Source organism: Scandinavium manionii (genome assembly GCF_024764775.1).
Classification (GTDB): Bacteria; Pseudomonadota; Gammaproteobacteria; order Enterobacterales; family Enterobacteriaceae; genus Scandinavium; species Scandinavium manionii.
The window spans coordinates 337043-362563 of sequence record NZ_JALIGC010000037.1 but is presented as its reverse complement, the minus strand read 5'-3'; the positions used below and the strand labels follow the sequence as shown (position 1 = coordinate 362563).

Sequence of the window (25521 nt, the reverse complement as noted above, 5' to 3'; positions counted from 1 at the left end):
GCTGGTATTTTGGCTGGCCAATCCGTATAACTATCCCCTGTTTTTCGATCCTACAGATGAAATAAAGCCATGATGAATGATTCGCTCTGCCGCATTATTGCGGGTGAACTTCAGGCCAGAAACGAACAGGTTACTGCTGCCGTTCGTCTGCTTGATGAAGGGAACACCGTGCCGTTTATTGCACGTTATCGTAAGGAAGTCACCGGCGGTCTGGACGACACCCAGCTGCGTAACCTGGAAACCCGTCTTGGCTATTTGCGCGAGCTGGAAGACCGTCGTCAGTCGATTCTCAAATCTATCGACGATCAGGGCAAACTGAGCGACGAACTGGCGAAAGCCATCAACGGCACGCTGAGCAAAACCGAGCTCGAAGATTTATACCTTCCGTATAAGCCGAAGCGCCGTACCCGCGGGCAAATCGCGATTGAAGCAGGCCTCGAGCCGCTGGCCGATTTGCTGTGGAACGAGCCGTCGCACGTACCGGAAGACGAAGCCGCGAAATACATCAACGCCGATAACGGCGTGGCCGACACCAAAGCCGCCCTCGATGGCGCACGCTATATCCTGATGGAACGCTTCGCCGAAGACGCCCAACTGCTGGCGAAAGTGCGTAACTACCTGTGGAAAAACGCCCATCTCGTCGCCGTTGTGGTCAGCGGCAAAGAGCAAGAAGGCGCGAAATTCCGTGATTACTTCGATCACCACGAGCCGATTGCAACCGCGCCATCTCACCGTGCGCTGGCGATGTTCCGTGGCCGTAACGAAGGCATCTTGCAACTCTCCCTGAACGCCAATCCGCAGTTCGATGAGCCGCCAAAAGAGAGCCATTGTGAACAAATCATCATCGACCATCTCAATCTGCGTCTGAATAACGCCCCGGCAGACAGCTGGCGTAAAGGCGTGGTGAGCTGGACGTGGCGCATCAAAGTGCTGATGCACCTTGAAACCGAACTGATGGGCACCGTGCGCGAACGTGCAGAAGACGAAGCGATTAACGTCTTCGCCCGCAACCTGCACGATCTGCTGATGGCCGCTCCGGCGGGCCTGCGTGCGACCATGGGTCTCGATCCAGGTCTGCGTACCGGCGTGAAAGTGGCGGTGGTTGATGGCACTGGCAAGCTGGTCGCCACCGACACCATTTACCCTCACACCGGCCAGGCTGCAAAATCGGCGGTTGTCGTGGCAGCGCTGTGCGAAAAGTACAACGTCGAACTGGTGGCGATTGGCAACGGTACCGCCTCGCGCGAAACCGAGCGTTTCTACCTCGACGTGCAGAAACAGTTCCCAAAAGTGACGGCGGAAAAAGTGATCGTCAGCGAAGCCGGGGCGTCGGTGTATTCCGCCTCCGAACTCGCAGCACTCGAATTCCCGGATCTCGACGTGTCTATTCGTGGCGCGGTGTCTATCGCCCGTCGCTTGCAGGATCCGCTGGCAGAGCTGGTGAAAATCGACCCGAAATCAATCGGTGTCGGCCAGTACCAGCACGACGTTAGCCAGAGCCAGCTGGCACGTAAACTGGATGCGGTAGTGGAAGACTGTGTGAACGCCGTCGGCGTTGACCTCAATACCGCCTCCGTTCCGCTGCTGACCCGCGTCGCGGGCCTGACGCGCATGATGGCGCAGAATATCGTGACCTGGCGTGATGAGAACGGTCAGTTCCAGAACCGCCAACAACTGCTCAAAGTGAGTCGTCTGGGGCCGAAAGCCTTCGAACAGTGTGCGGGCTTCCTGCGTATCAACCACGGCGACAACCCGCTCGATGCCTCAACCGTTCACCCGGAAGCGTACCCGGTTGTGGAACGCATTCTGGCGGTGACCCAGCAGGCGCTGAAAGATTTGATGGGCAACAGCAGCGCGCTGCGTGACGTCAAAGCCGTCGATTTCACCGACGAACGTTTTGGTCTGCCGACGGTGACTGACATCATCAAAGAGCTTGAAAAACCGGGCCGTGATCCACGTCCGGAATTCAAAACGGCGAAGTTTGCCGACGGCGTGGAAACCATGAACGACCTGCTGCCAGGCATGGTGCTGGAAGGCGCGGTGACTAACGTCACCAACTTCGGCGCGTTCGTGGACATCGGCGTGCATCAGGATGGTCTGGTCCACATCTCGTCCCTTGCTGATAAATTCGTCGAAGATCCACACTCCGTGGTGAAAGCGGGCGATATCGTGAAGGTCAAAGTGCTGGAAGTGGATATGCAGCGTAAGCGTATCGCGCTGACCATGCGTCTGGACGAGCAGCCTGGCGACACCAACAGCCGTCGTGGCGGTGGAGGCGGTCGTGAGCAGAATGCGCGCCCGGCAGCCAAAGCGGCAAAACCGCGCAGTCGTGAGGCCACGCCTGCCGGAAATAGCGCCATGATGGATGCGCTGGCCGCGGCGATGAAGAAAAAATAAGACTGTGCCCTTCAGGCCCGTTTATTTATAAGCGGGCCTGATGTATCACGACATTATTCAGACACGCCTTTTTACCTTTCGTTAATTATTCGCATTATTGTTTTCACCCTGATAACAATTCTGCTATTTCGCAAACATCCTTCCCTGCAATAAATATTGAGCCACATCAAATTCGCGTCAATTATTCGGTAAATGAACATCCGTTCACATTTTATGGATTGAAGACAGAAACCATTCTCATTATCATCGTCACTGTTGATATTTTATCCTTTCCTGTTGGCACCATCCTTGGTTTCGTACGCCGTTGCGCGCGTATGAAGGGATTTTCAATTAGCGACTCAAGCAGGTCTTATGCAATTCACTCCTGACAGTACGTGGAAGATAACCGGGTTCTCACGCGAAATTAGCCCGGCTTATCGGCAGAAATTACTTTCGCTTGGCATGTTGCCTGGCTCTTCTTTTCATGTTGTGCGCGTCGCGCCCCTCGGCGATCCGGTTCATATTGAAACCCGCCGCGTCAGCCTGGTATTACGTAAAAAAGACCTGGCGTTAATTGAAATCGAAGCGCTTATCCGTTAATTCCTGCCAGACACAGCGAGTCCAGTAAAATGAAGAAATTAACCATTGGCTTAATTGGCAATCCAAATTCCGGGAAGACGACGCTATTTAATCAGTTAACTGGCGCGCGTCAGCGCGTGGGCAACTGGTCCGGCGTAACGGTTGAGCGTAAAGAAGGCCAGTTCACCACCACCGATAATCAGGTGACGCTGGTGGACCTGCCAGGCACCTATTCGCTGACCACTATCTCTTCGCAAACGTCGCTTGATGAGCAGATTGCCTGCCACTATATTCTGAGCGGCGATGCCGACCTGCTGATCAACGTGGTCGATGCCTCCAACCTTGAGCGCAACCTGTATCTGACGCTGCAATTACTGGAGCTCGGCATTCCGTGCGTCGTAGCGCTGAACATGCTGGATATCGCGGAAAAGCAGCAAATCCGCATCGAAGTCGACGCGCTGGCAAAGCGCCTCGGCTGCCCGGTGATCCCGCTGGTTTCGACGCGTGGACGCGGCATTGAAGCCCTGAAAATGGCGATTGACCGCCATCAGGCTAATGACGATTTAGAGCTGGTGCATTACGCGCAGCCGTTGTTGCGTGAAGCCGATTCTCTGGCGCAGGTGATGCCGCAAGCGATGCCGCTCAAACAGCGTCGCTGGCTGGGGCTGCAAATGCTTGAAGGCGATATTTACAGCCTCGGCTTTGCCGGGGAACACGCCCAACAGCAACTCGATTCCACCTTGCAACGCCTGCAAACTGAAATGGATGACCCGGCCCTGCACATCGCCGATGCGCGTTATCAGTCCATCGCCGCCGTGTGTGATGTGGTGAGTAACACCCTGACCGCCGAACCGAGCCGTTTCACCGCCGCGGTGGACCGAATTATCCTCAACCGTTTCCTCGGCCTGCCGGTATTCCTGTTCGTGATGTACCTGATGTTCCTGCTGGCGATTAACATCGGCGGCGCACTGCAGCCGATTTTCGATGCGGGTTCAGTGGCTATCTTTATTCACGGCATTCAGTGGGTGGGTGCCACCCTGCACTTCCCCGAATGGCTGACTATTTTCCTCGCGCAGGGGATTGGCGGCGGGATCAACACCGTGCTACCGCTGGTACCGCAGATTGGCATGATGTACCTGTTCCTGTCGTTCCTCGAAGACTCCGGTTACATGGCCCGCGCAGCGTTTGTGATGGACCGCCTGATGCAATCCCTCGGGCTGCCAGGGAAATCGTTCGTGCCACTGATTGTCGGCTTCGGCTGCAACGTGCCGTCGGTAATGGGCGCGCGTACGCTGGACGCCCCGCGCGAACGTCTGATGACCATCATGATGGCGCCGTTTATGTCCTGTGGTGCGCGACTGGCGATTTTCGCGGTCTTTGCCGCCGCATTCTTCGGTCAGGAAGGCGCGCTGGCGGTGTTCTCGCTGTACGTACTCGGTATCGTGATGGCTATCCTCACCGGCCTGATGCTCAAACACACCATCATGCGTGGCGAAGCATCGCCGTTCGTGATGGAGCTGCCGGTGTACCACGTGCCGCATCTGAAAAGTTTGATTATCCAGACCTGGCAGCGCCTGAAAGGCTTCGTTCTCCGTGCCGGTAAAGTAATTGTGATCGTCAGTATTTTCCTCAGCGCGCTGAACAGCTTCACCCTGAGCGGCCAGGCGGCGGATAACATTAACGATTCGGCGTTGGCGTCCGTCAGCCGCGTCATCACCCCGCTGTTCAAACCCATTGGCGTGCACGAAGATAACTGGCAGGCCACCGTGGGCCTGTTCACCGGTGCGATGGCAAAAGAAGTCGTGGTTGGTACGCTCAACACCCTCTACACCGCAGAAAATATTCAACAGGAAGCGTTCAACCCGGCTGATTTCAATCTGCTGGATGAGCTGGGCGCGGCCGCCGGGGAAACCTGGCAGAGCCTGCAAGATACCTTCAGCCTGAGCGTGCTGGCTAACCCGATCGAAGCCAGCAAAGGCGACGGCGAAATGGCAACCGGCGCGATGGGCGTAATGAGCAGCAAATTCGGCAGCGCGGCCGCCGCATACAGCTACCTGATTTTCGTCCTGCTCTACATTCCATGCATCTCGGTGATGGGCGCCATCGCCCGCGAATCAAGTCGCGGCTGGATGGGCTTCTCGGTACTGTGGGGGCTGAACATCGCCTGGTCGCTGTCAACACTGTTCTATCAGGTTGCCAGCTACAACCAGCACCCGCGCTACAGCCTGACCTGCATTCTGTCCGTCATCCTGTTTAACGTGGTGGTGCTGGGCCTGTTACGCCGCGCTCGCAGCCGGGTTAACGTGAATCTGCTGGCGACCAGGAAAACCGTCGACAGCTGTTGCGCCAGCCCGGCGGGCGACTGTCACTAAGGACGAAATCATGGCATCGATGATTGAACTGCGGAACATGCTGGCATTGCAGGGCCGAATGGAGGCTCAGCAGCTGAGCCGGGCGCTGCATACGCCACAGCCGATGGTTGATGCGATGCTGATGCGGATGGAAGCGATGGGCAAAGCGAAGCGCATTGCGGAGGAACCGTCGGATTGTCTGAGTGGACACTGTAAGAGCTGCCCGGAAGGAAAAGCCTGTTTACGCGAATGGTGGATTTTACAGTAACGACGTATTGATGCATCAAACGAAGAAGCGGGCCACTGGCCCGCTTTTTGCTTATTTGTAGATATCAGCATTCGCGTGAACGGTCTTCTCGTTCTTCTCGCCTGCAATCACCACGAAGTAAGTTGCACCTTTTTCATCGGCTTTTTTCGACAGATCCTGTTTAGCATCCATTGGCGATGTAGTGCGCGAGGTGGTCACTGTGCCAATCTTGGTAAGATGCATTTTTGCCACGTCCTCTTTCTGAATTTCTTTGGCCGCAAACGCGCCGAAAGAGAGAGAACCCAATACCAGTGCCGTAACCATACCCGTAACATATTTCATAGCCGTACTCTCCTTAGGACCATTTTATGTGGGCACTGCGCGCGTAAAGGCAATGCGCTGACGCAGCGACCTTCTAAGTATTGTCGCTGATATAAATTCTGCCAGTTTGCCTTAAAAATCAGACTATCACCTGCTTAAGGGCTACTAACTGCTGACAAAACTCTGTCGGATGGGAGATGAACGGGGCATGTGCCGCTTTGCTGAAAACATATGACTGGCTGTTCGGCCAGCGCGCATCCAGCAACGGGACCACCTTACGCGGCACGAGCCCGTCGAGGTGGCCATAAAGCCGTAAGAATGGCATCACAAGCGTGGTGAGTGGCTCGCGTAAATCCGCCGTTTTGAGGATTTCCAGCCCGCCGTTAAGCACTTCGGTCGTCGGCATGGGCAACGCCAGCACCGTGCTTTTCAGACGACGCGCATCCTGGCGTGCACTCTCGGTGCCAAGCGTCTGCAGGGCGAGGAAACGCTCCACCGTGCGCTGAAAATCTTCGCTCAGTTGCTGCTGGAAACCGGACAACACTTCCGGCTTGATGCCCGGCCAGTCGGCCTGCGCGGAAAAACACGGTGATGACGCAACGGTCACCAGCGCCTGCACGCGTTTCGGGGCGGTCAACGCCGCCAGACTGGCCACCAGTCCGCCCAGACTCCAGCCGAGCCAAATCGCTTTTTCCGGCGCTTTCATCAGTACCAGACGGGTCATCTCTTGCAGCGAAAGTGCACCAAAACCCGCGCTGCGCCCGAAGCCCGGCAGGTCCACCAGATGAAGCGTGAATTGCGAGCTCAGTTCCGGCGTAATGCAATCCCAGACTTCCGCGTTCAGTCCCCATCCGTGCAGCAGCACAAGATGACAATTTCCTTCGCCTTTGGTTTGCCACCAGATGTCGTTCATCAGTTATTGTTCTCATTCTTCGAATTGGGAGGAGAATGATGCTAACAGCCCACGGCTTGTGCTGGCTATGCCAAATGCCGCTGGCGATGGCCCACTGGGGCATTTGCTCGCGCTGCGCCCGCGCCATGAGCTCTCGTCTGCCCGTCTGTCCACGCTGTGGTTTGCCTGCCGCTGGCGGGCAGACCGACTGCGGCCGCTGCTTGCAAAAAGCGCCGCCGTGGCAACGCCTGGTCGCGGTGAATGACTACGGGCCGCCGCTATCAACGCTGGTGAAAACATGGAAGTTCAACGCCAGGCCTGAACTGGCCCGCGCGCTGGGGCGACTGCTTCTGCTCCGCCTGCGGCAGTGTAACGGGAGGCAAAAACCGGACCGGCTGCTCGCGGTGCCGCTCTGGCAACGCCGCCATTGGCGACGCGGATACAATCAGGCGGATTTACTCTGTCGTCCGCTCGCCCGCTGGCTGGGGATAAGCTATCAGCCCGAGGCGATTCGCCGAGTCATGCCAACGGCCACGCAGCATCAGCTTTCGGCTCGATTGCGCAAACAGAATCTGAAAAACGCGTTTCGTCTTGAATTCCCGGTACAAGGACTCCATATCGCCCTTGTGGACGATGTCGTCACGACCGGCAGCACCGTGGCCGAACTTTCCCGCCTGCTTTTGCAAAACGGCGCCGCGTCAGTTCAGGTATGGTGCCTGTGTCGCACCTTGTAGACCCTTTGTGATGGGCGTATTATAACCGACTAAAGTAGTCAACTATTAGGCCAAAGCTATGATCCGTATTTCCGATGCTGCACAAGCGCACTTTGCCAAACTGCTGGCAAATCAGGAAGAAGGGACACAAATTCGCGTATTTGTGATTAACCCAGGCACCCCGAATGCTGAATGTGGTGTTTCTTATTGCCCGCCGGATGCGGTGGAAGCCAGTGACACTGCCCTCAAATTTGACCTGCTGACCGCGTATGTCGATGAGCTGAGCGCGCCATATCTGGACGATGCGGACATCGACTTCGTGACCGACCAGTTAGGTTCCCAGCTGACGCTGAAAGCGCCGAACGCCAAAATGCGTAAAGTGTCTGACGATGCGCCGCTGATGGAGCGCGTAGAGTACATGATTCAGTCGCAGGTTAACCCGCAGCTCGCCGGTCACGGCGGTCGCGTGTCGCTGATGGAAATCACCGACGAAGGTTTCGCTATTCTGCAGTTTGGCGGCGGCTGTAACGGTTGTTCGATGGTAGATGTGACGCTGAAAGAAGGGATCGAGAAGCAGCTGCTGAATGAATTCCCAGAGCTGAAAGGCGTTCGCGATTTGACCGAACATCAGCGCGGTGAGCACTCTTACTACTGATGTAATGTGCGGGCCTACAAGAACCTTGTGGCCCGCAAATCTATTATTTCCCCAACGCTTTCCTGCGCTTATCCAAATCCTTAATCAGCTTATTCACCGTCTCATCAGCAAACATCGCTTCAAGGGTGGTGGACAGTTTGCGACGCCAGTTTTTGTACTGGTAGCTGGTGCCCGGAATATTCACCGGCCCCGCCATATCCAGCCAGTCTTCCGGCTGAAGCCCCAGCAACGCACTATGACTGTCGGCGATATAACGCTGCATTCCGCGATTCAGAGTGGTGGTCATGTTCATCAGCGACGCCTTATGCCCAGCGCGTTTTGGCAGACAGCCGTACTTATGTAACGCGTCTAACAGCCCCTGCTTCGCCCGTTCACGATCCTGGTACAACCCATGTAAAATCACTTCGTCCGGATATAACCCCAAGGTTTTGCCGAGCGTTAAATCACCGCTTTCCCAGTAGCCGCGCAGCGTCGGTAAATCGTGGGTGGTCGCCACCGCCATGGACTGCTCCGGGTAGGCTTTCGGCGAGCGGTACGTCTTCTCGTGGTCGCTTTCGAAATAGAGCACTTTGTAGGAATACACGCCGCTCTTCCGCAGTTTCCCGACGATTTCCACCGGCACGGTGCCAAGATCTTCGCCAATCACCATGCATTGATGACGTTTACTTTCCAGCGCCAAAATCGACAGCAAATCGTCCACCGGATAATGCACGTACGCGCCGTGATCCGCTGTTTCACCGTACGGGATCCACCACAGGCGCAGGACCGACATCACATGGTCGATGCGCAGCGCACCGCAGTTCTGCATATTGGCGCGCAGCAAATCGATAAACGGCTCGTAGGCGCGCGCGGCGATGATATGCGGATCCATCGGCGGCAGACCCCAGTTTTGCCCCAACGGGCCGAGAATATCCGGCGGTGCGCCCACGGAGGCTTTCAGACAATAAAGCTCGCGATCACACCAGGTTTCTGAACCGCCTTCCGCCACACCTACTGCGAGGTCGCGATACAGCCCAATCGGCATATCATGCGCCTGGCATTCGTTCCAGCATGCGGCGAACTGGCAGTACGCCAGCCATTGCAGCCACAGGAAGAAATCAACTTCATCAGTGTGTTGGGTACAAAAGGCCTTCACTTCCGGGCTGTCGATGTCCTGATACGCGGCAGGCCAGGCAGGCCAGCCCCAGCGCAGTTCATCTTCTTTGACCTGATACGCATGCAGCGCGTCGAAAGCCGCCTGCCAGTAAAGGCTTTCGCCTTCGTTCAGGGCAAACTGGCGGAACGCCGCCATTTGATCGTCGCTGCGCACGGAGAAGCGTTTCCACGCCATCTGCAACGCGGTAATTTTCAGCGCAGTGACGGTAGAATAATCGACCCATTCGGCATCACGTGCGGATTGCAGCGCCTGCTGCGTGGTTGGCAATTTCCACCACGCCTGCGCCTCTTTGCTGTCACGGAAATCGTCTACCGCATTCACGTCGATATAAATGACGTTCAGCCAGCGGCGCGAAGAAGGACTATACGGGCTGGCGCTTTCCGGGTTCGCTGGGTAAAGCGCATGAATCGGATTCAGGCCGATAAACGACCCACCGCGACGGGCAATTTCCGGCAGCATCACTTTTAAATCGCCAAAATCACCGATACCCCAGTTGCGCTCGGAACGCAGGGTGTAGAGCTGCACGCAGCTGCCCCACAGCTTTTTGCCCTGCTTAAGTGCCTGCGGCTCATAGCAACGACCCGGGGCGACAATCACCCGACAGTGCCAACGATTCTCGCTCTGGGTGAGCGTCAGAGTGTGATACCCCTCCGGCAAACGCGTCGGCAAGTTCAGCGCTTTCGTCGCCGTCGCTTTGCCCTGATGCTGCTCCCCCTCTTCGGTGGTCAGCATCCAGTGGAACTCGCCGCTGCCTTCCACCGGCAGCGACATTTTCTTACCGTGGGTAAACACCAGCACGTTGGGAACCGGAGTCACTGCCACTTTCGCGGCCGCGACACCGTGATGCATTGCGTCGAGCAAACGTCGCTTGGTATCTGCACCAATTGACTGCGGTTTGCCGTGGGCATTGATGTAACTTGGGCTGATGCCCGCCGCCTGCGCGGCATTGTCCAGACGTTTGCTCTCCATTGCGTTCCCTTAACGTTTTGCCTGCCAGATACGGCTCTGATAATCACGGATTGAACGGTCGGAACTGAACATCCCACAGCGGGCAGAGTTGAGAATCGTCGCGCGCGTCCAGGCTTCCTGGTCACGGTACAGCACATCTACCTGTTTCTGCGCGTCAACGTACGCCGCGAAATCAGCCATCACCAGATACGGGTCGCCGCCCTGTTTGCCCATGCTGTGCAGCATCTGGTCAAACGCGTGCTTGTCGCCATCGCTGTACTTGCCGCTTTCCAGCTCTTTCAGCACCGCATCCAGCACTTTGTCTTTCTTACGCCATTTCACGGGGTCGTAGCCTTTGGCCTTCAGCGCTTTCACTTGTTCGACGGTGTGGCCGAAGATGAAGATGTTTTCGTCGCCAACCTGCTCGGCAATTTCGACGTTCGCACCATCGAGCGTGCCGACGGTCAGCGCGCCATTCAGCGCCAGCTTCATGTTGCCGGTGCCGGAGGCCTCTTTGCCCGCGGTAGAAATTTGTTCAGACACATCCGCCGCCGGGATCATCACTTCAGCCGCCGATACGCAGTAGTCCGGCAGGAACACCACTTTCAATTTGTCGCCGACTTTCGGGTCATTGTTCACCACATCGGCCACTTTGTTGATAGCAAAAATGATGTTCTTCGCCAGGTAGTAACCCGGCGCGGCTTTCGCCCCGAACAAGAACACGCGCGGCACGCGGTCTGCCTGCGGGTTTTCACGGATTTCTTTGTACAGTGCCAGAATGTGCAGCAGATTGAGATGTTGACGTTTGTATTCGTGCAGGCGCTTGATCTGAATATCAAAAATCGCCGCCGGATTGATTTCAATGCCGGTACGATGCTTTACAAACTCCGCCAGACGCTGCTTATTGGCGAGCTTGATATCACGCCAGGTTTTGCGGAATTTGGCGTCGTCGGCGTATTTTTCCAGGTTGATTAGCTGGTCGAGATCGTTGGCCCACTCTTTCTTCAGATGCTTATCGAACAACGCCGCCAGCGCCGGATTGCACTGCTTGATCCAGCGACGTGGCGTAATGCCGTTGGTGACGTTGTGGAATTTGTTCGGCCACAGCTGGTGATATTCCGGGAACAGGTCCTTCACCACCAAATCAGAATGCAGCGCCGCGACGCCGTTGACCGCAAAGCCGCTCACCACACACATGTTGGCCATGCGCACCTGCTTGTCGTGTACCACCGCGAGTTTCGCCCACACTGCGGCGTCGCCTGGCCAGGTGTTGTCGACCAGCGTTTTGAAACGGGTGTTGATCTCATTGATGATTTGCATGTGACGCGGCAGCAGCGCTTTCACCAGTTTCTCATCCCAGCATTCGAGCGCTTCTGGCATCAAAGTGTGGTTGGTGTAGGCGAAGGTTTTGCTGGTGATGGCCCATGCATCGTCCCAGCTCATCTGATGCTCGTCGAGCAGCACGCGCAGTAGTTCAGGAATGGCAATTGTCGGGTGCGTGTCGTTGAGCTGAATCACCTCAAACTTCGGCAGGTCGGCAATTTTACGGCCCGCCAGATGATGACGACGCAGAATATCCGCTACCGAACAGGCGCACTGGAAATACTGCTGCATCAGGCGCAGCTTTTTACCCGCCAGATGGTTGTCGTTCGGGTACAGCACTTTAGTCAATTTTTCGGCGTCGATGCCCTGCTGTTCTGCACGCAAGAAATCGCCGTCGTTGAATTTGGTCAGGTTGAATGGGTGCGCGTGGGTCGCCTGCCATAAACGCAGCGGTTGTGCCACGCCGTTCCGGTAACCCAGCACCGGCAGATCCCACGCCTGACCGACCAGTGTGAACGCTGGCTGCCAGTCGTCTTTCACCACTTTACCGCCAATCCCAACCTGCACATCCAGCGCAGCATTGTGGCGGAACCACGGATAGCTGTTGCGATGCCAGTCATCCGGGGCTTCCATCTGCTGGCCGTCAGCAAACGACTGACGGAACAGACCGTATTGATAGTTCAGACCGTAACCCGTCGCCGACTGGCCAACGGTCGCCATGGAATCGAGGAAACAGGCCGCCAGACGCCCCAGACCACCGTTACCCAGCGCCGGGTCCGTCTCTTCTTCCAGCAGGTCCGTCAGCGTGATGTCGTGATCTTTCAGCGCAGTGCTCACGTCCTGATACCAGCCGAGGTTCAGCAGGTTGTTGCCGGTCAGGCGACCGATCAGAAACTCCATCGAGATATAGTTGACGTGACGCTGTTTTTTCTCTGGTTTCGCGGCAGGCTGAGCCGCCAGCAGTTCTGCCAGCGCGCCGCTCACCGCTTGCCACCACTGATGCTGAGTCATTTCGCTTGCGGCCTGCAAACCGTATCGCTGCCACTGACGTGTCAGTGCAGCCTGAAACTGTGCTTTATCGAAGGTCGGCTGTGACATAAGGATCCAATCCTGTTAGCTAAAACGTTGGCGCTAGTGTGCCTGGCTACCTGTTTAACGTCCTCATCCCGGCGGGCATTAGCCGGGGAGGAGTAGCAGGGATGAGCGAAAAGTGTGATCTTCGCCACTATAACGGTAGCCGTTTACGGCGGTTCTGCTCAGTTTTACACCGTTGGGAGCAGGAAAGTGAAAAGACGTTTTGCAAATTATATGTAAGGGTGGAAATGATTACTTACGTGTAATAATAACTCCGCAAAGCCCCTTCATTCGAAATGAAAATTTAATGATAAAACGTCACTTTAAATTTATCTGGATGAGGAAAAACGCATTCACACAAATTAGTTTTCGCCTCTTTTTAACAAACTGAGGAACCCAGTCTCCACGCGCACTGGCACCGGTTTCAGTCGATATAATTATTCTTCATTAAGATTTGTGACGCAGTGCAAAATCATAAGCATTAAAATCGGACATAACTTGCAATAATTAAGCATATGTCCGAATTTAATAGACATTAATTACGAAGCGCGAAAAAAAACAAACTCTTACTCTCACAGTGAAGTGATATACCTATGTTGATTCCGTCCAAATTAAGTCGTCCCGTCCGTCTTGAACACACCGTGGTTCGCGACCGGCTACTGGCGAAACTTTCCGGCGCGAACAATTACCGTCTTGCGCTGGTAACAAGCCCAGCTGGTTACGGGAAAACCACTCTCATTTCACAGTGGGCAGCAGGGAAAAGCGATCTGGGTTGGTTTTCTCTGGATGACGGAGATAACCAGCAGGAACGTTTTGCAAGCTATCTGATTGCCGCCGTTCAGCAGGCGACAGGCGGTCATTGCACGGCCAGCGAAACCATGGTGCAGAAGCGGCAATATGCCAGTCTGACCTCGCTGTTCGCCCAGCTGTTTATCGAACTCAACGCCTGGCAGCGCCCGCTGCTGCTGGTCATTGATGATTATCATCTGATAAGCAATCCGGTTATCCACGACGCGATGCGATTTTTCCTGCGCCATCAGCCGGAAAACATGACTCTGGTGGTGCTGTCGCGCAATTTACCGCAGCTCGGAATTGCCAATCTGCGCGTGCGCGATCAGTTGCTGGAGATTGGCAGCCAGCAACTGGCGTTCAATCATCAGGAAGCGAAGCAGTTTTTCGACTGTCGCCTGACCTCACCGATTGAAGCCACAGAAAGCAGCCGCATGTGTGACGACGTTGCCGGATGGGCCACGGCGTTGCAGCTTATCGCCCTCTCTGCTAGACAGAATAACAGCGCCGCGCACCATTCCGCGCGCCGTCTGGCGGGCATTAACGCCAGCCATTTGTCCGATTATCTGGTGGATGAAGTGCTGGATAACGTCGATATCTCCACCCGTCATTTTCTGCTGAAAAGCTCGCTGCTGCGTTCAATGAACGATGCGCTGATCGTGCGCGTGACCGGCGAAGAAAACGGCCAGATGCGGCTGGAAGAAATTGAGCGTCAGGGCTTGTTCCTGCAACGTATGGACAATACCGGCGAATGGTTTAGCTTCCACCCGCTGTTCGGCAGTTTCCTGCGTCAGCGCTGCCAGTGGGAGCTCGCTACCGAATTGCCTGATATTCACCGTAGTGCAGCAGAAAGCTGGATGGCGCAAGGCTTCCCGAGCGAAGCCATTCACCATGCGCTGTCGGCGGATGATGCCAATATGCTGCGCGATATCCTGCTTAATCACGCGTGGGGCCTGTTCCATCACAGTGAACTGGCGCTGCTGGAAGAATCCCTGGCCGCTCTGCCATGGGACAGTCTGTTGGAAAATCCGCGCCTGGTACTGTTGCAGGCGTGGTTGATGCAGAGCCAGCATCGCTACAGCGAAGTAAACACCCTGCTCGCCCGAGCCGAAGAAGAGATGAGCGCCGAAATGGACGCCACGCTGCACGCGGATTTCAACGCACTGCGTGCGCAAGTAGCGATCAACGACGGTGACCCGGACGAAGCCGAACGCCTGGCAATGGTAGCGCTCGACGAATTGCCGCTGGCGAGCTTCTACAGCCGTATCGTGGCGACCTCCGTTCACGGGGAAGTGCTGCACTGTCAGGGCAAACTCAGCAAATCGCTGGCAGTGATGCAGCAAACCGAACAAATGGCGCGTCGCCACGAAGTCTGGCATTACGCACTTTGGAGCCTGATCCAGCAAAGTGAGATTCTGTTTGCGCAGGGCTTTTTACAAGCCGCCTGGGAAACTCAGGAAAAAGCGTTCCAGCTAATCCGCGAACAGCATCTGGAACAGCTGCCAATGCACGAATTCCTGTTGCGCATTCGCGCGCAGCTGCTGTGGGCCTGGGCGCGTCTCGATGAAGCCGAGCAGAGCGCTCGTCACGGAATGGACGTGCTGGCGACCTATCAGCCACAACAACAATTACAGTGCCTCGCGCTGCTGGTGCAAAGTTCGCTGGCGCGCGGTGATTTGGACAATGCACGGAATCACCTGAATCGCCTTGAAAACCTGCTCGGCAACGGACAGTACCACAGCGACTGGGTATCGAACGCCGATAAAGTGCGAGTGATTTACTGGCAGATGATTGGCGATAAAAAATCGGCGGCCAACTGGCTACGCCATACGCCAAAGCCAGCCTTTGCCAATAACCATTTCCTGCAAAGCCAATGGCGCAACATCGCCCGGGCGCAAATCCTGCTCGGCGAATTCGACTCGGCGGAAATGGTGTTGGAAGAACTCAACGAGAACGCGCGGGATCTGCGTCTGATGAGCGATCTCAACCGTAACCTGCTGTTGCTCAACCAGCTGTACTGGCAGTCGAATAAGAAAAATGACGCTCAGCGCGTGTTGATGGAAGCGCTGACGCTGTCCAACCGCACCGGGTTTATCAGTCATTTCGTGATTGAAGGCGAAGCGATGGCGCAACAACTGCGTCAGCTGCTGCAACTCAATATGCTGCCGGAGCTTGAACAGCATCGTGCTCAGCGTATTTTGCGTGAGATTAATCAGCACCATCGCCACAAGTTTGCGCATTTTGATGAGAACTTCGTGGAACGTTTGCTGACTCATCCGGAAGTGCCGGAGCTTATCCGTACCAGCCCACTGACCCAACGCGAATGGCAGGTGTTAGGGCTGATTTATTCAGGTTACAGCAATGACCAGATAGCCGGTGAGCTTGACGTGGCGGCGACGACAATTAAGACGCATATCCGTAATTTGTATCAGAAGCTTGGCGTGGCGCATCGGCAGGATGCGGTACAACATGCGCAGAAGCTGTTGAAAATGATGGGGTATATTTCTGCGGCGTGATGCCGGATGAGTTTGGTGATATTTTTTCGTTAATTGTGGAATTGTTCCGTTCACCAGGGCTCCTCTGCTTTTCTGTTACACCGTTGACGGTGAACGTGCAAAGGGAGCTCGCCGCCGCTCCCTTTGCAATCCCGGCTCCCGGCGATCAAAATCGCCGCTTCGCGGTGCCCGTGACTTATTGCGTCTGGCTTTCGGGTCGGGCGCAGGTAACATCCCTGTAAGTTGCGCCCTCCGCCCGCATCCCTGCGGGCGGCCCCGGCCAGCCGCAAACGTCCCGGCGATTTTCAGCCGGACACAAGGTCAACACCCTCAGTTCCCTCTGACACCGGTTGTGTCCCCGCCAGAAATCGCCGGGCTGTAGGCCAGTTGACAAGGTCAGACCGCCAGGGATGGCGGGCTGAGGCGAAACGAGACAGGAAGTCGAGTAGAGCCGGCCGCAGGCAGATGGCTGAAAGACCGGGGAGTGCGAAGCACCGATTTCTTTTGCGGGGTCGCGGGGATTGATAAGGGGCGTGCGAAAGCGCCCCTTATCCCGTTCACGTTCTGCACGGTTTACGGAACCTGCTGAACATCTGGTGAACGGAACAATTCCACAGTAATTTTTAGGAACAGGGAACTCGCGCGAATATCAGCACAACTCCAGCTGAATATTATTCTCGGCAATCACCTTCAATACTCCCGCCGGCGGCATCACATCAGTGTAGACCGCATCCACCAGACTGATGCTGCCCATATTCACCATCGCATTACGGCCAAACTTCGAGTGATCCACCACCAGCATCACATGACGCGAGTTCTCAATGATCGCGCGCTTGGTGCGCACTTCATGATAATCAAACTCCAGCAGTGAACCGTCGCTGTCGATCCCGCTGATGCCGAGAATGCCGTAATCCAGGCGGAACTGGGAGATGAAATCGAGGGTCGCTTCACCAATGATACCGCCGTCGCGGCTGCGTAATTCACCGCCGGCCAGGATCACGCGGAAATCCTCTTTCACCATCAATGTATTCGCGACGTTAAGGTTGTTGGTCACGATGCGCAGGTCGGAATGTTCCATCAGCGCATGGGCCACCGCTTCTGGCGTCGTGCCGATATCAATAAACAGCGCCGCACCGTTCGGGATTTGGCTCGCCACTTTGCGGGCAATACGCTCTTTTTCCGCCGCCTGCGTGGCGCGTCGGTCCTGCCATGAAGTGTTCACCGCGCTGGACGGCAATGCCGCCCCACCGTGGTGGCGCAGGATCATCTTCTGCTCAGCCAGGTCATTGAGATCGCGACGAATCGTCTGCGGGCTGACGGCAAACTGTTCCACCAACTCTTCTGTACTGACATAACCCTGTTTCTTCACCAGCTCGATAATCGCGTCATGACGTTGTGTTTGTTTCATGCAAGATCCCAGGAATTATTATGTTCGTTTTCGCACATTCTGCGTATCGGCAAACGCCATCGCCAGCCCGACTGCCAGGCCCGTTACGTGCGCGCCATTGGCAATCGACATACCGAAAAGATCCAACCAGCCCACAACCAGCCACAGAACCGAAAAAATAATCAACCCGCGTTGCAGGTAAATCCCGCTTTCCGGGTCGCGCTCACCGCGCAGCCAGACATAACCCATCAGCGCATATACCACGCCGGATAAACCACCGAACCACGGGCCGCTGAATTTATGCTGAATAAAGCCGCTTAACAGGGCGCTGATTACCGTTATCACCAACAGTTTTCCACTGCCGATGCGCTTTTCCACCATCCCGCCGAGATACCACCACCATAACAGGTTGAAGAGGATATGCATCACCGAGAAGTGCATAAACGCATGGGTAAAATAGCGCCACAATTCGAACTGCTGTGAGGGATCATACGGCCACGCCAGCCACAGCATGACCGCCTGGTCGCCCACCACGTTCATCACAATAAACACCAGAATGCAGGCGCACATAATGAGCCAGGTCAACGGCCCGGCATTGCTTTTCAGGGTGGCGATAAAAGGAAAGCGATTGTAGTACAGCCCGCTGTTGGTATGCCCGGATTCCCAGCTTGCCGCCAGATAACGGGGGTCAGCCGGATTTTCCAGAAAACGAGCCAGTTCGTTTTGCACCCGCGCTGCCTGGCTTTCGTCAGCCAGCCAGACGTCGGTTTGGGTGTGCTGTTGAATCGTCAGCACTACGCCCTGGGTGGCCATGTAGTCCACAAACGCCTGGGCGACGCGCGGGTTAGTAAAGGAGGTGATCATCAACATACGGAGCGTCGCTTATTCCACACAAAAGAGGACAGTATACCTGCTCAGTTACCGTGTGCCACTTCCGCCGGAAAATGACGATGCCAGGCGTCAAAGCCGCCGTCCACGCTGTAGACCTGGTCAAAGCCCTGTTGCAGCAGATACTGCGCCGCGCCTTTGCTGCTGTTGCCGTGATAGCACATCACCATCACCGACGTTTCAAAATCGTTATCCTGCATAAACGCGCCCAGCGTGTCGTTGGTCAGATGAAACGCGCCCGGGGTATGGCCCATCGCGTAGCTCTGCGGATCGCGAATATCCACCATCACCGCCCGTCCTTGATGCAGTTTCTGATGGGCTTCTTCTACGTTAATACATTCAAATTGATCCATGGTGCTCTCTTTCATTCATTCCGGGAGGAGAAGTTTACCGTCAAGTGTACTTTGTGACGGCAGGGAAACGCTAATTTGTTACACGCATCACTCTGAAATGTTTTTTTGATGTTACCAAGTGCGCGTTTGTTTGCTATTATGAGCGATAACGAACATTAATGAACTTTAACGAAAGTGCACGAGGGCGCAGCATGGAAACCAAAGATCTGATTGTGATAGGCGGTGGCATCAACGGTGCCGGTATCGCGGCAGACGCCGCAGGGCGTGGTCTATCCGTGCTGATGCTGGAAGCGCAGGATTTAGCCTGTGCCACGTCGAGCGCCAGCTCCAAATTGATTCATGGGGGGCTGCGCTACCTGGAACACTACGAATTCCGCCTGGTGAGCGAAGCGCTGGCCGAACGTGAAGTGCTGCTGAAAATGGCCCCGCACATCGCCTTCCCAATGCGTTTTCGTTTACCACACCGCCCGCATCTGCGCCCGGCGTGGATGATCCGTATCGGCCTGTTTATGTACGATCATCTCGGTAAACGCACTAGCCTGCCGGGTTCAACCGGGTTGCGTTTTGGCGCAGAATCGGTGTTAAAGCCGCAAATCGTGCGCGGTTTCGAATATTCCGACTGCTGGGTCGACGATGCGCGTCTGGTGCTCGCCAACGCCCAGATGGTGGTGAAGAAAGGCGGCGAAGTGCTGACCCGCACCCGCGCCACATCTGCGCGCCGTGAAAATGGTTTGTGGATTGTCGAAGCGGAAGATATCGATACCGGCGAGACGTTCAGCTGGCAGGCGCGCGGCCTGGTGAACGCTACCGGCCCGTGGGTGAAACAGTTCTTTGATGACGGAATGCATCTGCCGTCGCCGTACGGCATTCGCCTGATTAAAGGCAGCCACATCGTGGTGCCACGCGTGCATACCCAGAAGCAGGCCTACATCCTGCAAAACGAAGATAAGCGCATCGTGTTTGTGATCCCGTGGATGGATGAGTTTTCCATCATCGGCACCACCGACGTGGAGTACAAAGGCGATCCGAAAAACGTTGAAATCGAAGAGAGTGAAATCAACTATCTGCTGAAAGTGCACAATGCGCACTTTAAGAAACAGCTCAGCCGGGACGATATTGCCTGGACCTATTCCGGCGTGCGCCCGCTTTGCGACGATGAGTCAGATTCTCCGCAGGCAATCACCCGCGATTACACGCTCGATATTCATGATGTGAATGGCCAGGCTCCGCTGCTGTCGGTGTTCGGCGGCAAACTGACGACCTATCGTAAGCTGGCAGAGCACGCGCTGGAAAAACTGATGCCGTACTACAAAGGCATCGGCCCGGCGTGGACCAAAGGCTCCATTCTGCCCGGCGGTGAGATTGGCGATGACCGGGACGATTACGCCGCGAAGCTGCGCCGTCGTTATCCATTTATCAGTGAAGGGATGGCGCGTCATTTCGCGCGCACCTATGGCAGCAACAGCGAGTGGATCCTCGGCGAGGCAAAAGAGATTGCCGATTTAGGCGAGCACTTCGGGCATGAGTTTTATGAAGCTGAACTGCGCTATCTGGTGGAGCACGAGTGGGTCCGCCGCCTGGACGACGCCATCTGGCGCCGCACCAAACAGGGCATGTGGCTCAATGCTGAAGAACAATCTCGCGTCGCACAGTGGTTGGTACAACACGCGGGAAAGCCTGAACTGTCGTTAGCCTCGTAGGTAACGACTCCCTTCATTCTGACATCCCCCCCTCCCCTTACCCCTCTCCCTTAAGGAGAGGGCCGGGGTGAGAGTGAACGCTACAACCGCACCGGATCGATGTGCCAGATGTGTTCCGCGTACTCCTGAATCGTTCTGTCTGACGAGAAGTAGCCCATGTTGGCGATGTTGCGCATCGCTTTGTTGGTCCACTCTTCCGGTTTGCGATACAGCTCATCCACGCTGTCCTGACAGTCAACGTAGCTGCGGTAATCCGCCAGCACCTGGTAGTGATCACCAAAGTTAATCAGCGAATCCACCAGGTCACGGTAACGTCCCGGCTCTTCAGGGCTGAACAAGCCGGTGGCGATTTGCGTTAGCACCTGATGCAACTCTTCGTCTTTGTCGTAGTAATCACGCGGCTTATAGCCTTTGGCGCGTAGCGCTTCGACTTCTTCAGCGGTATTGCCGAAGATGAAGATATTCTCTGCACCCACGTGCTCCAGCATTTCGACGTTGGCCCCGTCCAGCGTGCCGATGGTCAGTGCGCCGTTGAGAGCAAACTTCATGTTGCTGGTACCCGAAGCCTCGGTTCCGGCCAGTGAAATCTGTTCAGAAAGATCTGCCGCCGGGATGATCACCTGCGCCAGGCTGACACTGTAGTTCGGGATAAACACGATTTTCAGTTTGTCGCCAATCTGCGGATCGTTGTTGATCACCTTCGCCACATCGTTGATGAGATGAATGATGTGTTTCGCCATGTAATACGCCGATGCGGCCTTCCCGGCGAAGATATTCACGCGAGGCACCCACTCTGCGCTCGGATCGGCCTTGATACGGTTGTAACGGGTTATCACATGCATCACGTTCATCAGCTGGCGCTTGTACTCGTGAATGCGCTTAATCTGTACGTCAAACAATGCCTTAGGATTGACCACCACGTTCAGCTGCTGAGCGATAACTTCCGCCAGCCGTTTTTTGTTCTCAAGCTTGGCGTGATGCACCGCCTGATTCACCAGCGGATAATCCAGATGCTGTTCCAGCTCGCTGAGCTGGCTGAGATCGGTGCGCCAGGTGCGTCCAATGTGTTCATCCAGCACTTCGGATAGCGGCGGGTTCGCCAGCGCCAGCCAGCGTCGCGGCGTGACGCCGTTGGTAACGTTGGTAAAGCGCATCGGGAAAATACTGGCGAAATCAGCAAACAGTGACTGCACCATCAGGTTAGAGTGCAACTCCGACACGCCGTTGACCTTGTGGCTGATAACCACCGCCAGCCACGCCATGCGCACGCGGCGACCATCGGATTCGTCGATGATCGAAGTACGGCTTAGCAAGCCGGTGTCGTTCGGATACTGTTCCTGCAATGTTTTCAGGAAGTAGTCGTTAATCTCAAAGATGATCTGCAAATGACGTGGCAGAATTTTGCCCAGCATATCCACAGGCCAGGTTTCCAGCGCTTCGCTCATCAGCGTGTGGTTGGTGTAAGAGAAGACCTGGCAGGTCACTTCGAACGCTTCATCCCACGTGAATTTGTGTTCGTCGATAAGCAGGCGCATCAGCTCGGGGATCGACAGCACCGGGTGCGTGTCGTTAAGGTGAATCGCAATTTTGCCCGCCAGATTGCTGTACGTTTTATGCAGCTGATAGTGACGGCTCAGAATGTCCTGCACCGTTGCCGAGACGAGGAAATACTCCTGTCGCAGACGCAGCTCGCGCCCGGAATAGGTGGAGTCATCCGGGTACAAAACACGGGATACGTTCTCGGAATGGTTTTTATCTTCCACCGCCGCGAAGTAGTCGCCCTGGTTGAATTTACCGAGGTTAATTTCACTGCTGGCCTGCGCATTCCACAAACGCAGCGTATTGGTGGCGTCGGTGTCATAGCCTGGAATGATTTGATCGTAAGCAACCGCGAGGATTTCTTCAGTTTCGACCCAGCGCGATTTTTTACCTTCCTGCTGAATACGGCCGCCGAAACGCACCGCATAACGGGTGTTGTGGCGTTTAAATTCCCACGGGTTGCCGTATTCCAGCCAGTAGTCCGGCGACTCTTTTTGTCGACCGTCGACAATGTTCTGTTTGAACATCCCGTAGTCGTAGCGAATGCCGTAGCCACGGCCCGGCAGGCCAAGTGTCGCCAGCGAATCAAGGAAACATGCCGCCAGTCGGCCAAGACCACCGTTACCGAGGCCGGGGTCATTCTCTTCGCCAATCAGCTCTTCAAGGTCGAGCCCCATCCCTTCCAGCGCGTTTTTGACGTCGTCATAAATCCCGAGCGATAACAGCGCATTGGAAAGGGTGCGGCCAATCAAAAATTCCATCGACAGGTAGTAAACCTGCTTCACTTCCTGGGACAGCTGCGCGCGGTTGGAGCGCAGCCAGCGTTCGACGAGGCGGTCACGCACGGCAAACAGCGTGGCGTTCAGCCATTCGTGTTTATTGGCGATAGCCGGATCTTTCCCGACGGTGAACATCAGCTTGTAGGCAATCGAATGTTTCAGTGCCTCAACGCTGAGTGTGGGGGAAGCATAGGTAATCGGTGCATTCATAGCGATGGTTCCTGTGATTACATCAAGCGTTGATAAAGCTCGCGGTAAGACGTCGCCGCGACTTGCCAGCTAAAATCCATGCTCATCGCCTGACGCTGAACATATCGCCAGAGCGAAGGGCGCGACCACAACACGAAAGCACGCCGGATAGCCCTTAGTAGCGACCAGGCATTACTGTCTTCAAAGACGAAACCACTGGCGATACCGTCCGCCAGGTTTTCCAGCGAGCTGTCGGACACGGTGTCTGCCAGGCCCCCGGTGCGCCTGACCAACGGCAGCGTGCCGTATTTCAGGCCATAAAGCTGCGTTAAGCCGCACGGCTCAAAGCGGCTCGGCACCAGAATCACATCCGCCCCACCCATGATGCGGTGCGAGAACGCTTCGTGATAACCAATCTGCACGCCCACCTGCCCCGGATGCTCGGCGGCGGCGGCGAGAAAACCTTCCTGCAATACCGGATCACCCGCACCCAGCAGCGCCAGCTGGCCGCCCTGCTCGAGCAAGCCTGGCAGCGCTTCCAGCACCAAATCCAGCCCTTTCTGACTGGTCAGGCGGCTGACCACCGCAAACAGCGGCACCTTATCATTCACTTTTAGTCCCATCGCAATTTGCAGCTGCCGCTTGTTCTCGGCTTTTTCCTCGATCTGATCGCGGTTGTAACGCGCCGTCAGCAGCAAGTCGTTTTCCGGGCTCCATATTTTCGGGTCGACACCGTTCAGAATGCCGGACAGCCGGCCTTCCTGATGACGCTGACGCAGCAACCCTTCCACGCCGTAAGCAAACTGCGGCTCGGTAATTTCGCGCGCGTAGGTCGGGCTCACGGCTGTGATGTGATCGGCATAGAACAGCCCGGCTTTCAGGAACGAAATCTGGCCGTTAAACTCCAGCCCGTGCATGTTGTAGAACGACCACGGCAGGTCAATTTCATTCATATGATGCGCGTAGAACATCCCCTGGTAGGCCAGGTTATGCACCGTAAACACGGACTTTGCTGGATGGCCCCGCGCAGCAAGATAGGCCGGAGCCAGCCCTGCATGCCAGTCGTGCGCATGGACAATTTCCGCCCGCCAGAATGGATCCAGCCCGCAGGCCATTTCGCAGCCCACCCACCCGAGTAGCGCAAAGCGCAGTACGTTGTCGGTGTACGCAAACTGATTGGTGTCGTGGTACGGACTCCCTGGACGTGCGTAAAGGTGCGGGGCGTCAATCAGATAGACGCCCACACCGTTATAGTGACCGAACAACAGCGAAATCGGTCCGGCAAAGGTATCGCGACGAGCCACAACCTGGGCATCCGTCACGCCGCGCAGAAGATCCGGAAAGGCTGGCAGCAAAACGCGCGTATCCACGCCATCGGCAATTTGGGCTGCCGGTAACGCGCCAATCACATCCGCCAGACCGCCGGTTTTCAACAGCGGGAACATCTCTGAACATACATGTAAAACCTGCATTATCGCTCCTGTCAGCCCTGCAGTTTGCGCAGCATTTCACGCGTAACCAGCACAATACCTTCCTCGGAACGGTAGAAACGACGAGCGTCTTCTTCCGCATTCTCTCCAATGACCATACCTTCGGGTATCACGCAGGCACGATCGATAACGCAGCGGCGCAGGCGACACGAGCGCCCGACCCAGACATCCGGCAATAACACTGCCGAATCAATATTACAAAACGAGTTGATCCGAACGCGTGGGAACAGCACCGACTGCACCACCACCGAACCGGAGATAATGCAGCCGCCCGACACCAGCGAATTCAGCGTCATTCCGTGACTGCCGGAACGGTCCTGCACGAATTTCGCTGGCGGCAGAGATTCCATATGAGTGCGAATCGGCCAGTTCTGGTCGTACATATCGAGTTCAGGCGTCACCGACGCGAGGTCGAGGTTGGCTTTCCAGTACGCTTCCAGGGTCCCTACATCGCGCCAGTACGGTTCGGCATCCGGGTCTGACTGCACGCATGACAACGGGAAAGGATGTGCATATGCCGTGCCAGCTTTAACGATTTTCGGGATGATATCTTTGCCGAAGTCATGGCTGGAGTTGGCTTCTTTGTCGTCATCTTCCAGCAGCCCATAAAGGTAATCAGCATCAAAGATATAGATGCCCATGCTAGCGAGAGCTTTGGTGTCATCACCCGGCATGGTCGGCGGTTTAGCGGGTTTTTCAACGAAGTCGATAATCTTGTCTTCGTTATCCACCGCCATCACGCCAAACGCCGTTGCCTCAACAACGGGCACCGGTATACAGCCCACGGTGCAACGTGCGCCTTTTTCGACATGGTCGATGAGCATTCGCGAGTAGTCCTGCTTGTAGATATGGTCGCCCGCGAGGATGACGATGTATTCGGCTTTGTAGCGGCGAATGACGTCGAGGTTTTGGGTGACCGCATCTGCCGTACCGCGATACCAGTTTTCACCGCTGACGCGCTGTTGAGCAGGAAGCAGGTCGACAAACTCGTTCATTTCTTCGCTGAAAAACGACCAGCCGCGCTGGATGTGCTGCACCAGCGTGTGCGACTGGTATTGAGTAATCACGCCGATGCGGCGGATCCCTGAGTTAATACAGTTAGAGAGGGCGAAGTCGATAATGCGGAACTTACCGCCGAAATGCACCGCAGGTTTGGCGCGGGTCGTCGTCAGATCTTTGAGTCGGGTTCCGCGCCCACCGGCGAGGATCAGCGCCACCGATTTGATCGGCAATTGACGCGCTAACATCAGAGGATCATTATTTTCTAGTCTAACCAT

The 25521-nt window shown here is 55.8% G+C and carries 18 protein-coding genes; 8 read left to right on the top strand and 10 right to left on the bottom strand.

Features of this window, described 5'->3' with window-relative positions:
• The first annotated feature begins 69 nt into the window (after window positions 1-69).
• The 4 genes from MUU51_RS11435 to feoC all read left to right on the top strand — a co-directional run bounded on the left by MUU51_RS11435 (window position 70) and on the right by feoC (window position 5574).
• Window positions 70-2397: a Tex family protein gene (locus tag MUU51_RS11435; RefSeq protein ID WP_258967792.1), complete on the top strand. Its 2328-nt coding sequence runs from the start codon at window positions 70-72 to the stop codon at window positions 2395-2397.
• Window positions 2398-2748: 351 nt separating this feature from the next.
• The gene (feoA, locus tag MUU51_RS11430; RefSeq protein ID WP_159757594.1) at window positions 2749-2976 is read left to right on the top strand and encodes a ferrous iron transporter A; all 228 of its coding nucleotides are present in this window, start codon (window positions 2749-2751) and stop codon (window positions 2974-2976) included.
• Window positions 2977-3005: 29 nt separating this feature from the next.
• Window positions 3006-5327: a Fe(2+) transporter permease subunit FeoB gene (gene feoB, locus MUU51_RS11425; protein ID WP_159769608.1), complete on the top strand. Its 2322-nt coding sequence runs from the start codon at window positions 3006-3008 to the stop codon at window positions 5325-5327.
• Between the two features lie 10 nt (window positions 5328-5337).
• Window positions 5338-5574, top strand: coding sequence for a [Fe-S]-dependent transcriptional repressor FeoC (feoC, locus tag MUU51_RS11420; RefSeq protein WP_159769605.1), 237 nt, complete (start codon window positions 5338-5340; stop codon window positions 5572-5574).
• A gap of 51 nt (window positions 5575-5625) precedes the next feature.
• Here feoC and MUU51_RS11415 read toward each other — a convergent pair whose 3' ends face one another.
• Entirely contained in the window at window positions 5626-5895 is a 270-nt protein-coding gene (locus tag MUU51_RS11415) for a YdgH/BhsA/McbA-like domain containing protein (protein ID WP_159769602.1), read from the bottom strand.
• 118 nt (window positions 5896-6013) lie between these two features.
• Window positions 6014-6787 (bottom strand): pimeloyl-ACP methyl ester esterase BioH, encoded by a 774-nt coding sequence (gene bioH, locus MUU51_RS11410; RefSeq protein WP_258967791.1) that lies wholly within the window; start codon window positions 6785-6787, stop codon window positions 6014-6016.
• 38 nt (window positions 6788-6825) lie between these two features.
• Here bioH and gntX point away from each other — a divergent pair, with 38 nt between their 5' ends.
• Window positions 6826-7500, top strand: a complete 675-nt coding sequence (gntX, locus tag MUU51_RS11405; protein WP_159769794.1) for a DNA utilization protein GntX — start codon at window positions 6826-6828, stop codon at window positions 7498-7500.
• A 58-nt stretch (window positions 7501-7558) separates the two neighbouring features.
• Window positions 7559-8134, top strand: a complete 576-nt coding sequence (gene nfuA / locus MUU51_RS11400) for a Fe-S biogenesis protein NfuA (RefSeq protein ID WP_159769596.1) — start codon at window positions 7559-7561, stop codon at window positions 8132-8134.
• A gap of 43 nt (window positions 8135-8177) precedes the next feature.
• Here the strand turns inward: nfuA and malQ are convergent, their stop codons facing one another.
• Window positions 8178-10259 carry a 4-alpha-glucanotransferase gene (gene malQ, locus MUU51_RS11395; RefSeq protein WP_258967790.1) on the bottom strand — a complete coding sequence of 694 codons (2082 nt, stop codon included), beginning with the start codon at window positions 10257-10259 and terminating at the stop codon, window positions 8178-8180.
• 9 nt (window positions 10260-10268) lie between these two features.
• Entirely contained in the window at window positions 10269-12659 is a 2391-nt protein-coding gene (gene malP / locus MUU51_RS11390; RefSeq protein WP_159769590.1) for a maltodextrin phosphorylase, read from the bottom strand.
• Window positions 12660-13228: 569 nt separating this feature from the next.
• Between malP and malT the strand changes: the two genes are divergently transcribed.
• The gene (gene malT / locus MUU51_RS11385; RefSeq protein ID WP_159769587.1) at window positions 13229-15940 is read left to right on the top strand and encodes an HTH-type transcriptional regulator MalT; all 2712 of its coding nucleotides are present in this window, start codon (window positions 13229-13231) and stop codon (window positions 15938-15940) included.
• A gap of 628 nt (window positions 15941-16568) precedes the next feature.
• On the opposite strand, the gene MUU51_RS11380 is transcribed toward malT, so the two are convergent.
• The 3 genes from MUU51_RS11380 to glpE are packed head-to-tail and all read right to left on the bottom strand — an operon-like array spanning window position 16569 to window position 18547.
• Entirely contained in the window at window positions 16569-17327 is a 759-nt protein-coding gene (locus MUU51_RS11380; RefSeq protein ID WP_110511809.1) for a DeoR/GlpR family transcriptional regulator, read from the bottom strand.
• An 18-nt stretch (window positions 17328-17345) separates the two neighbouring features.
• A complete protein-coding gene (gene glpG / locus MUU51_RS11375) occupies window positions 17346-18176 on the bottom strand; it encodes a rhomboid family intramembrane serine protease GlpG (protein WP_258967789.1) in 831 nt (276 codons plus the stop codon).
• Window positions 18177-18220: 44 nt separating this feature from the next.
• Entirely contained in the window at window positions 18221-18547 is a 327-nt protein-coding gene (glpE, locus tag MUU51_RS11370; protein WP_110511835.1) for a thiosulfate sulfurtransferase GlpE, read from the bottom strand.
• Between the two features lie 191 nt (window positions 18548-18738).
• Between glpE and glpD the strand changes: the two genes are divergently transcribed.
• The gene (glpD, locus tag MUU51_RS11365; RefSeq protein ID WP_258967788.1) at window positions 18739-20247 is read left to right on the top strand and encodes a glycerol-3-phosphate dehydrogenase; all 1509 of its coding nucleotides are present in this window, start codon (window positions 18739-18741) and stop codon (window positions 20245-20247) included.
• A gap of 80 nt (window positions 20248-20327) precedes the next feature.
• On the opposite strand, the gene glgP is transcribed toward glpD, so the two are convergent.
• Genes glgP through glgC form a run of 3 tightly spaced genes read right to left on the bottom strand, consistent with a single transcriptional unit; the run spans window position 20328 to window position 25521 of the window.
• On the bottom strand, window positions 20328-22775 hold the full coding sequence (glgP, locus tag MUU51_RS11360) for a glycogen phosphorylase (RefSeq protein WP_159769579.1): 2448 nt from the start codon (window positions 22773-22775) through the stop codon (window positions 20328-20330).
• 17 nt (window positions 22776-22792) lie between these two features.
• A complete protein-coding gene (gene glgA / locus MUU51_RS11355; protein WP_258967787.1) occupies window positions 22793-24226 on the bottom strand; it encodes a glycogen synthase GlgA in 1434 nt (477 codons plus the stop codon).
• A gap of 11 nt (window positions 24227-24237) precedes the next feature.
• Window positions 24238-25521 (bottom strand): glucose-1-phosphate adenylyltransferase, encoded by a 1284-nt coding sequence (gene glgC / locus MUU51_RS11350; protein ID WP_159769573.1) that lies wholly within the window; start codon window positions 25519-25521, stop codon window positions 24238-24240.

What these genes read in the sequence shown, in the direction of transcription:
- feoA (WP_159757594.1), top strand. Translation starts at nt 2,749, where the DNA reads ATGCAATTCACTCCTGACAGTACGTGGAAGATAACCGGGTTCTCACGC.
- glgC (WP_159769573.1), bottom strand. Translation starts at nt 25,521, where the DNA reads ATGGTTAGACTAGAAAATAATGATCCTCTGATGTTAGCGCGTCAATTG.
- feoB (WP_159769608.1), top strand. Translation starts at nt 3,006, where the DNA reads ATGAAGAAATTAACCATTGGCTTAATTGGCAATCCAAATTCCGGGAAG.
- malT (WP_159769587.1), top strand. Translation starts at nt 13,229, where the DNA reads ATGTTGATTCCGTCCAAATTAAGTCGTCCCGTCCGTCTTGAACACACC.
- MUU51_RS11415 (WP_159769602.1), bottom strand. Translation starts at nt 5,895, where the DNA reads ATGAAATATGTTACGGGTATGGTTACGGCACTGGTATTGGGTTCTCTC.
- glpD (WP_258967788.1), top strand. Translation starts at nt 18,739, where the DNA reads ATGGAAACCAAAGATCTGATTGTGATAGGCGGTGGCATCAACGGTGCC.
- MUU51_RS11380 (WP_110511809.1), bottom strand. Translation starts at nt 17,327, where the DNA reads ATGAAACAAACACAACGTCATGACGCGATTATCGAGCTGGTGAAGAAA.
- glgA (WP_258967787.1), bottom strand. Translation starts at nt 24,226, where the DNA reads ATGCAGGTTTTACATGTATGTTCAGAGATGTTCCCGCTGTTGAAAACC.
- nfuA (WP_159769596.1), top strand. Translation starts at nt 7,559, where the DNA reads ATGATCCGTATTTCCGATGCTGCACAAGCGCACTTTGCCAAACTGCTG.
- glpG (WP_258967789.1), bottom strand. Translation starts at nt 18,176, where the DNA reads ATGTTGATGATCACCTCCTTTACTAACCCGCGCGTCGCCCAGGCGTTT.
- malQ (WP_258967790.1), bottom strand. Translation starts at nt 10,259, where the DNA reads ATGGAGAGCAAACGTCTGGACAATGCCGCGCAGGCGGCGGGCATCAGC.
- MUU51_RS11435 (WP_258967792.1), top strand. Translation starts at nt 70, where the DNA reads ATGATGAATGATTCGCTCTGCCGCATTATTGCGGGTGAACTTCAGGCC.
- bioH (WP_258967791.1), bottom strand. Translation starts at nt 6,787, where the DNA reads ATGAACGACATCTGGTGGCAAACCAAAGGCGAAGGAAATTGTCATCTT.
- feoC (WP_159769605.1), top strand. Translation starts at nt 5,338, where the DNA reads ATGGCATCGATGATTGAACTGCGGAACATGCTGGCATTGCAGGGCCGA.
- glgP (WP_159769579.1), bottom strand. Translation starts at nt 22,775, where the DNA reads ATGAATGCACCGATTACCTATGCTTCCCCCACACTCAGCGTTGAGGCA.
- malP (WP_159769590.1), bottom strand. Translation starts at nt 12,659, where the DNA reads ATGTCACAGCCGACCTTCGATAAAGCACAGTTTCAGGCTGCACTGACA.
- glpE (WP_110511835.1), bottom strand. Translation starts at nt 18,547, where the DNA reads ATGGATCAATTTGAATGTATTAACGTAGAAGAAGCCCATCAGAAACTG.
- gntX (WP_159769794.1), top strand. Translation starts at nt 6,826, where the DNA reads ATGCTAACAGCCCACGGCTTGTGCTGGCTATGCCAAATGCCGCTGGCG.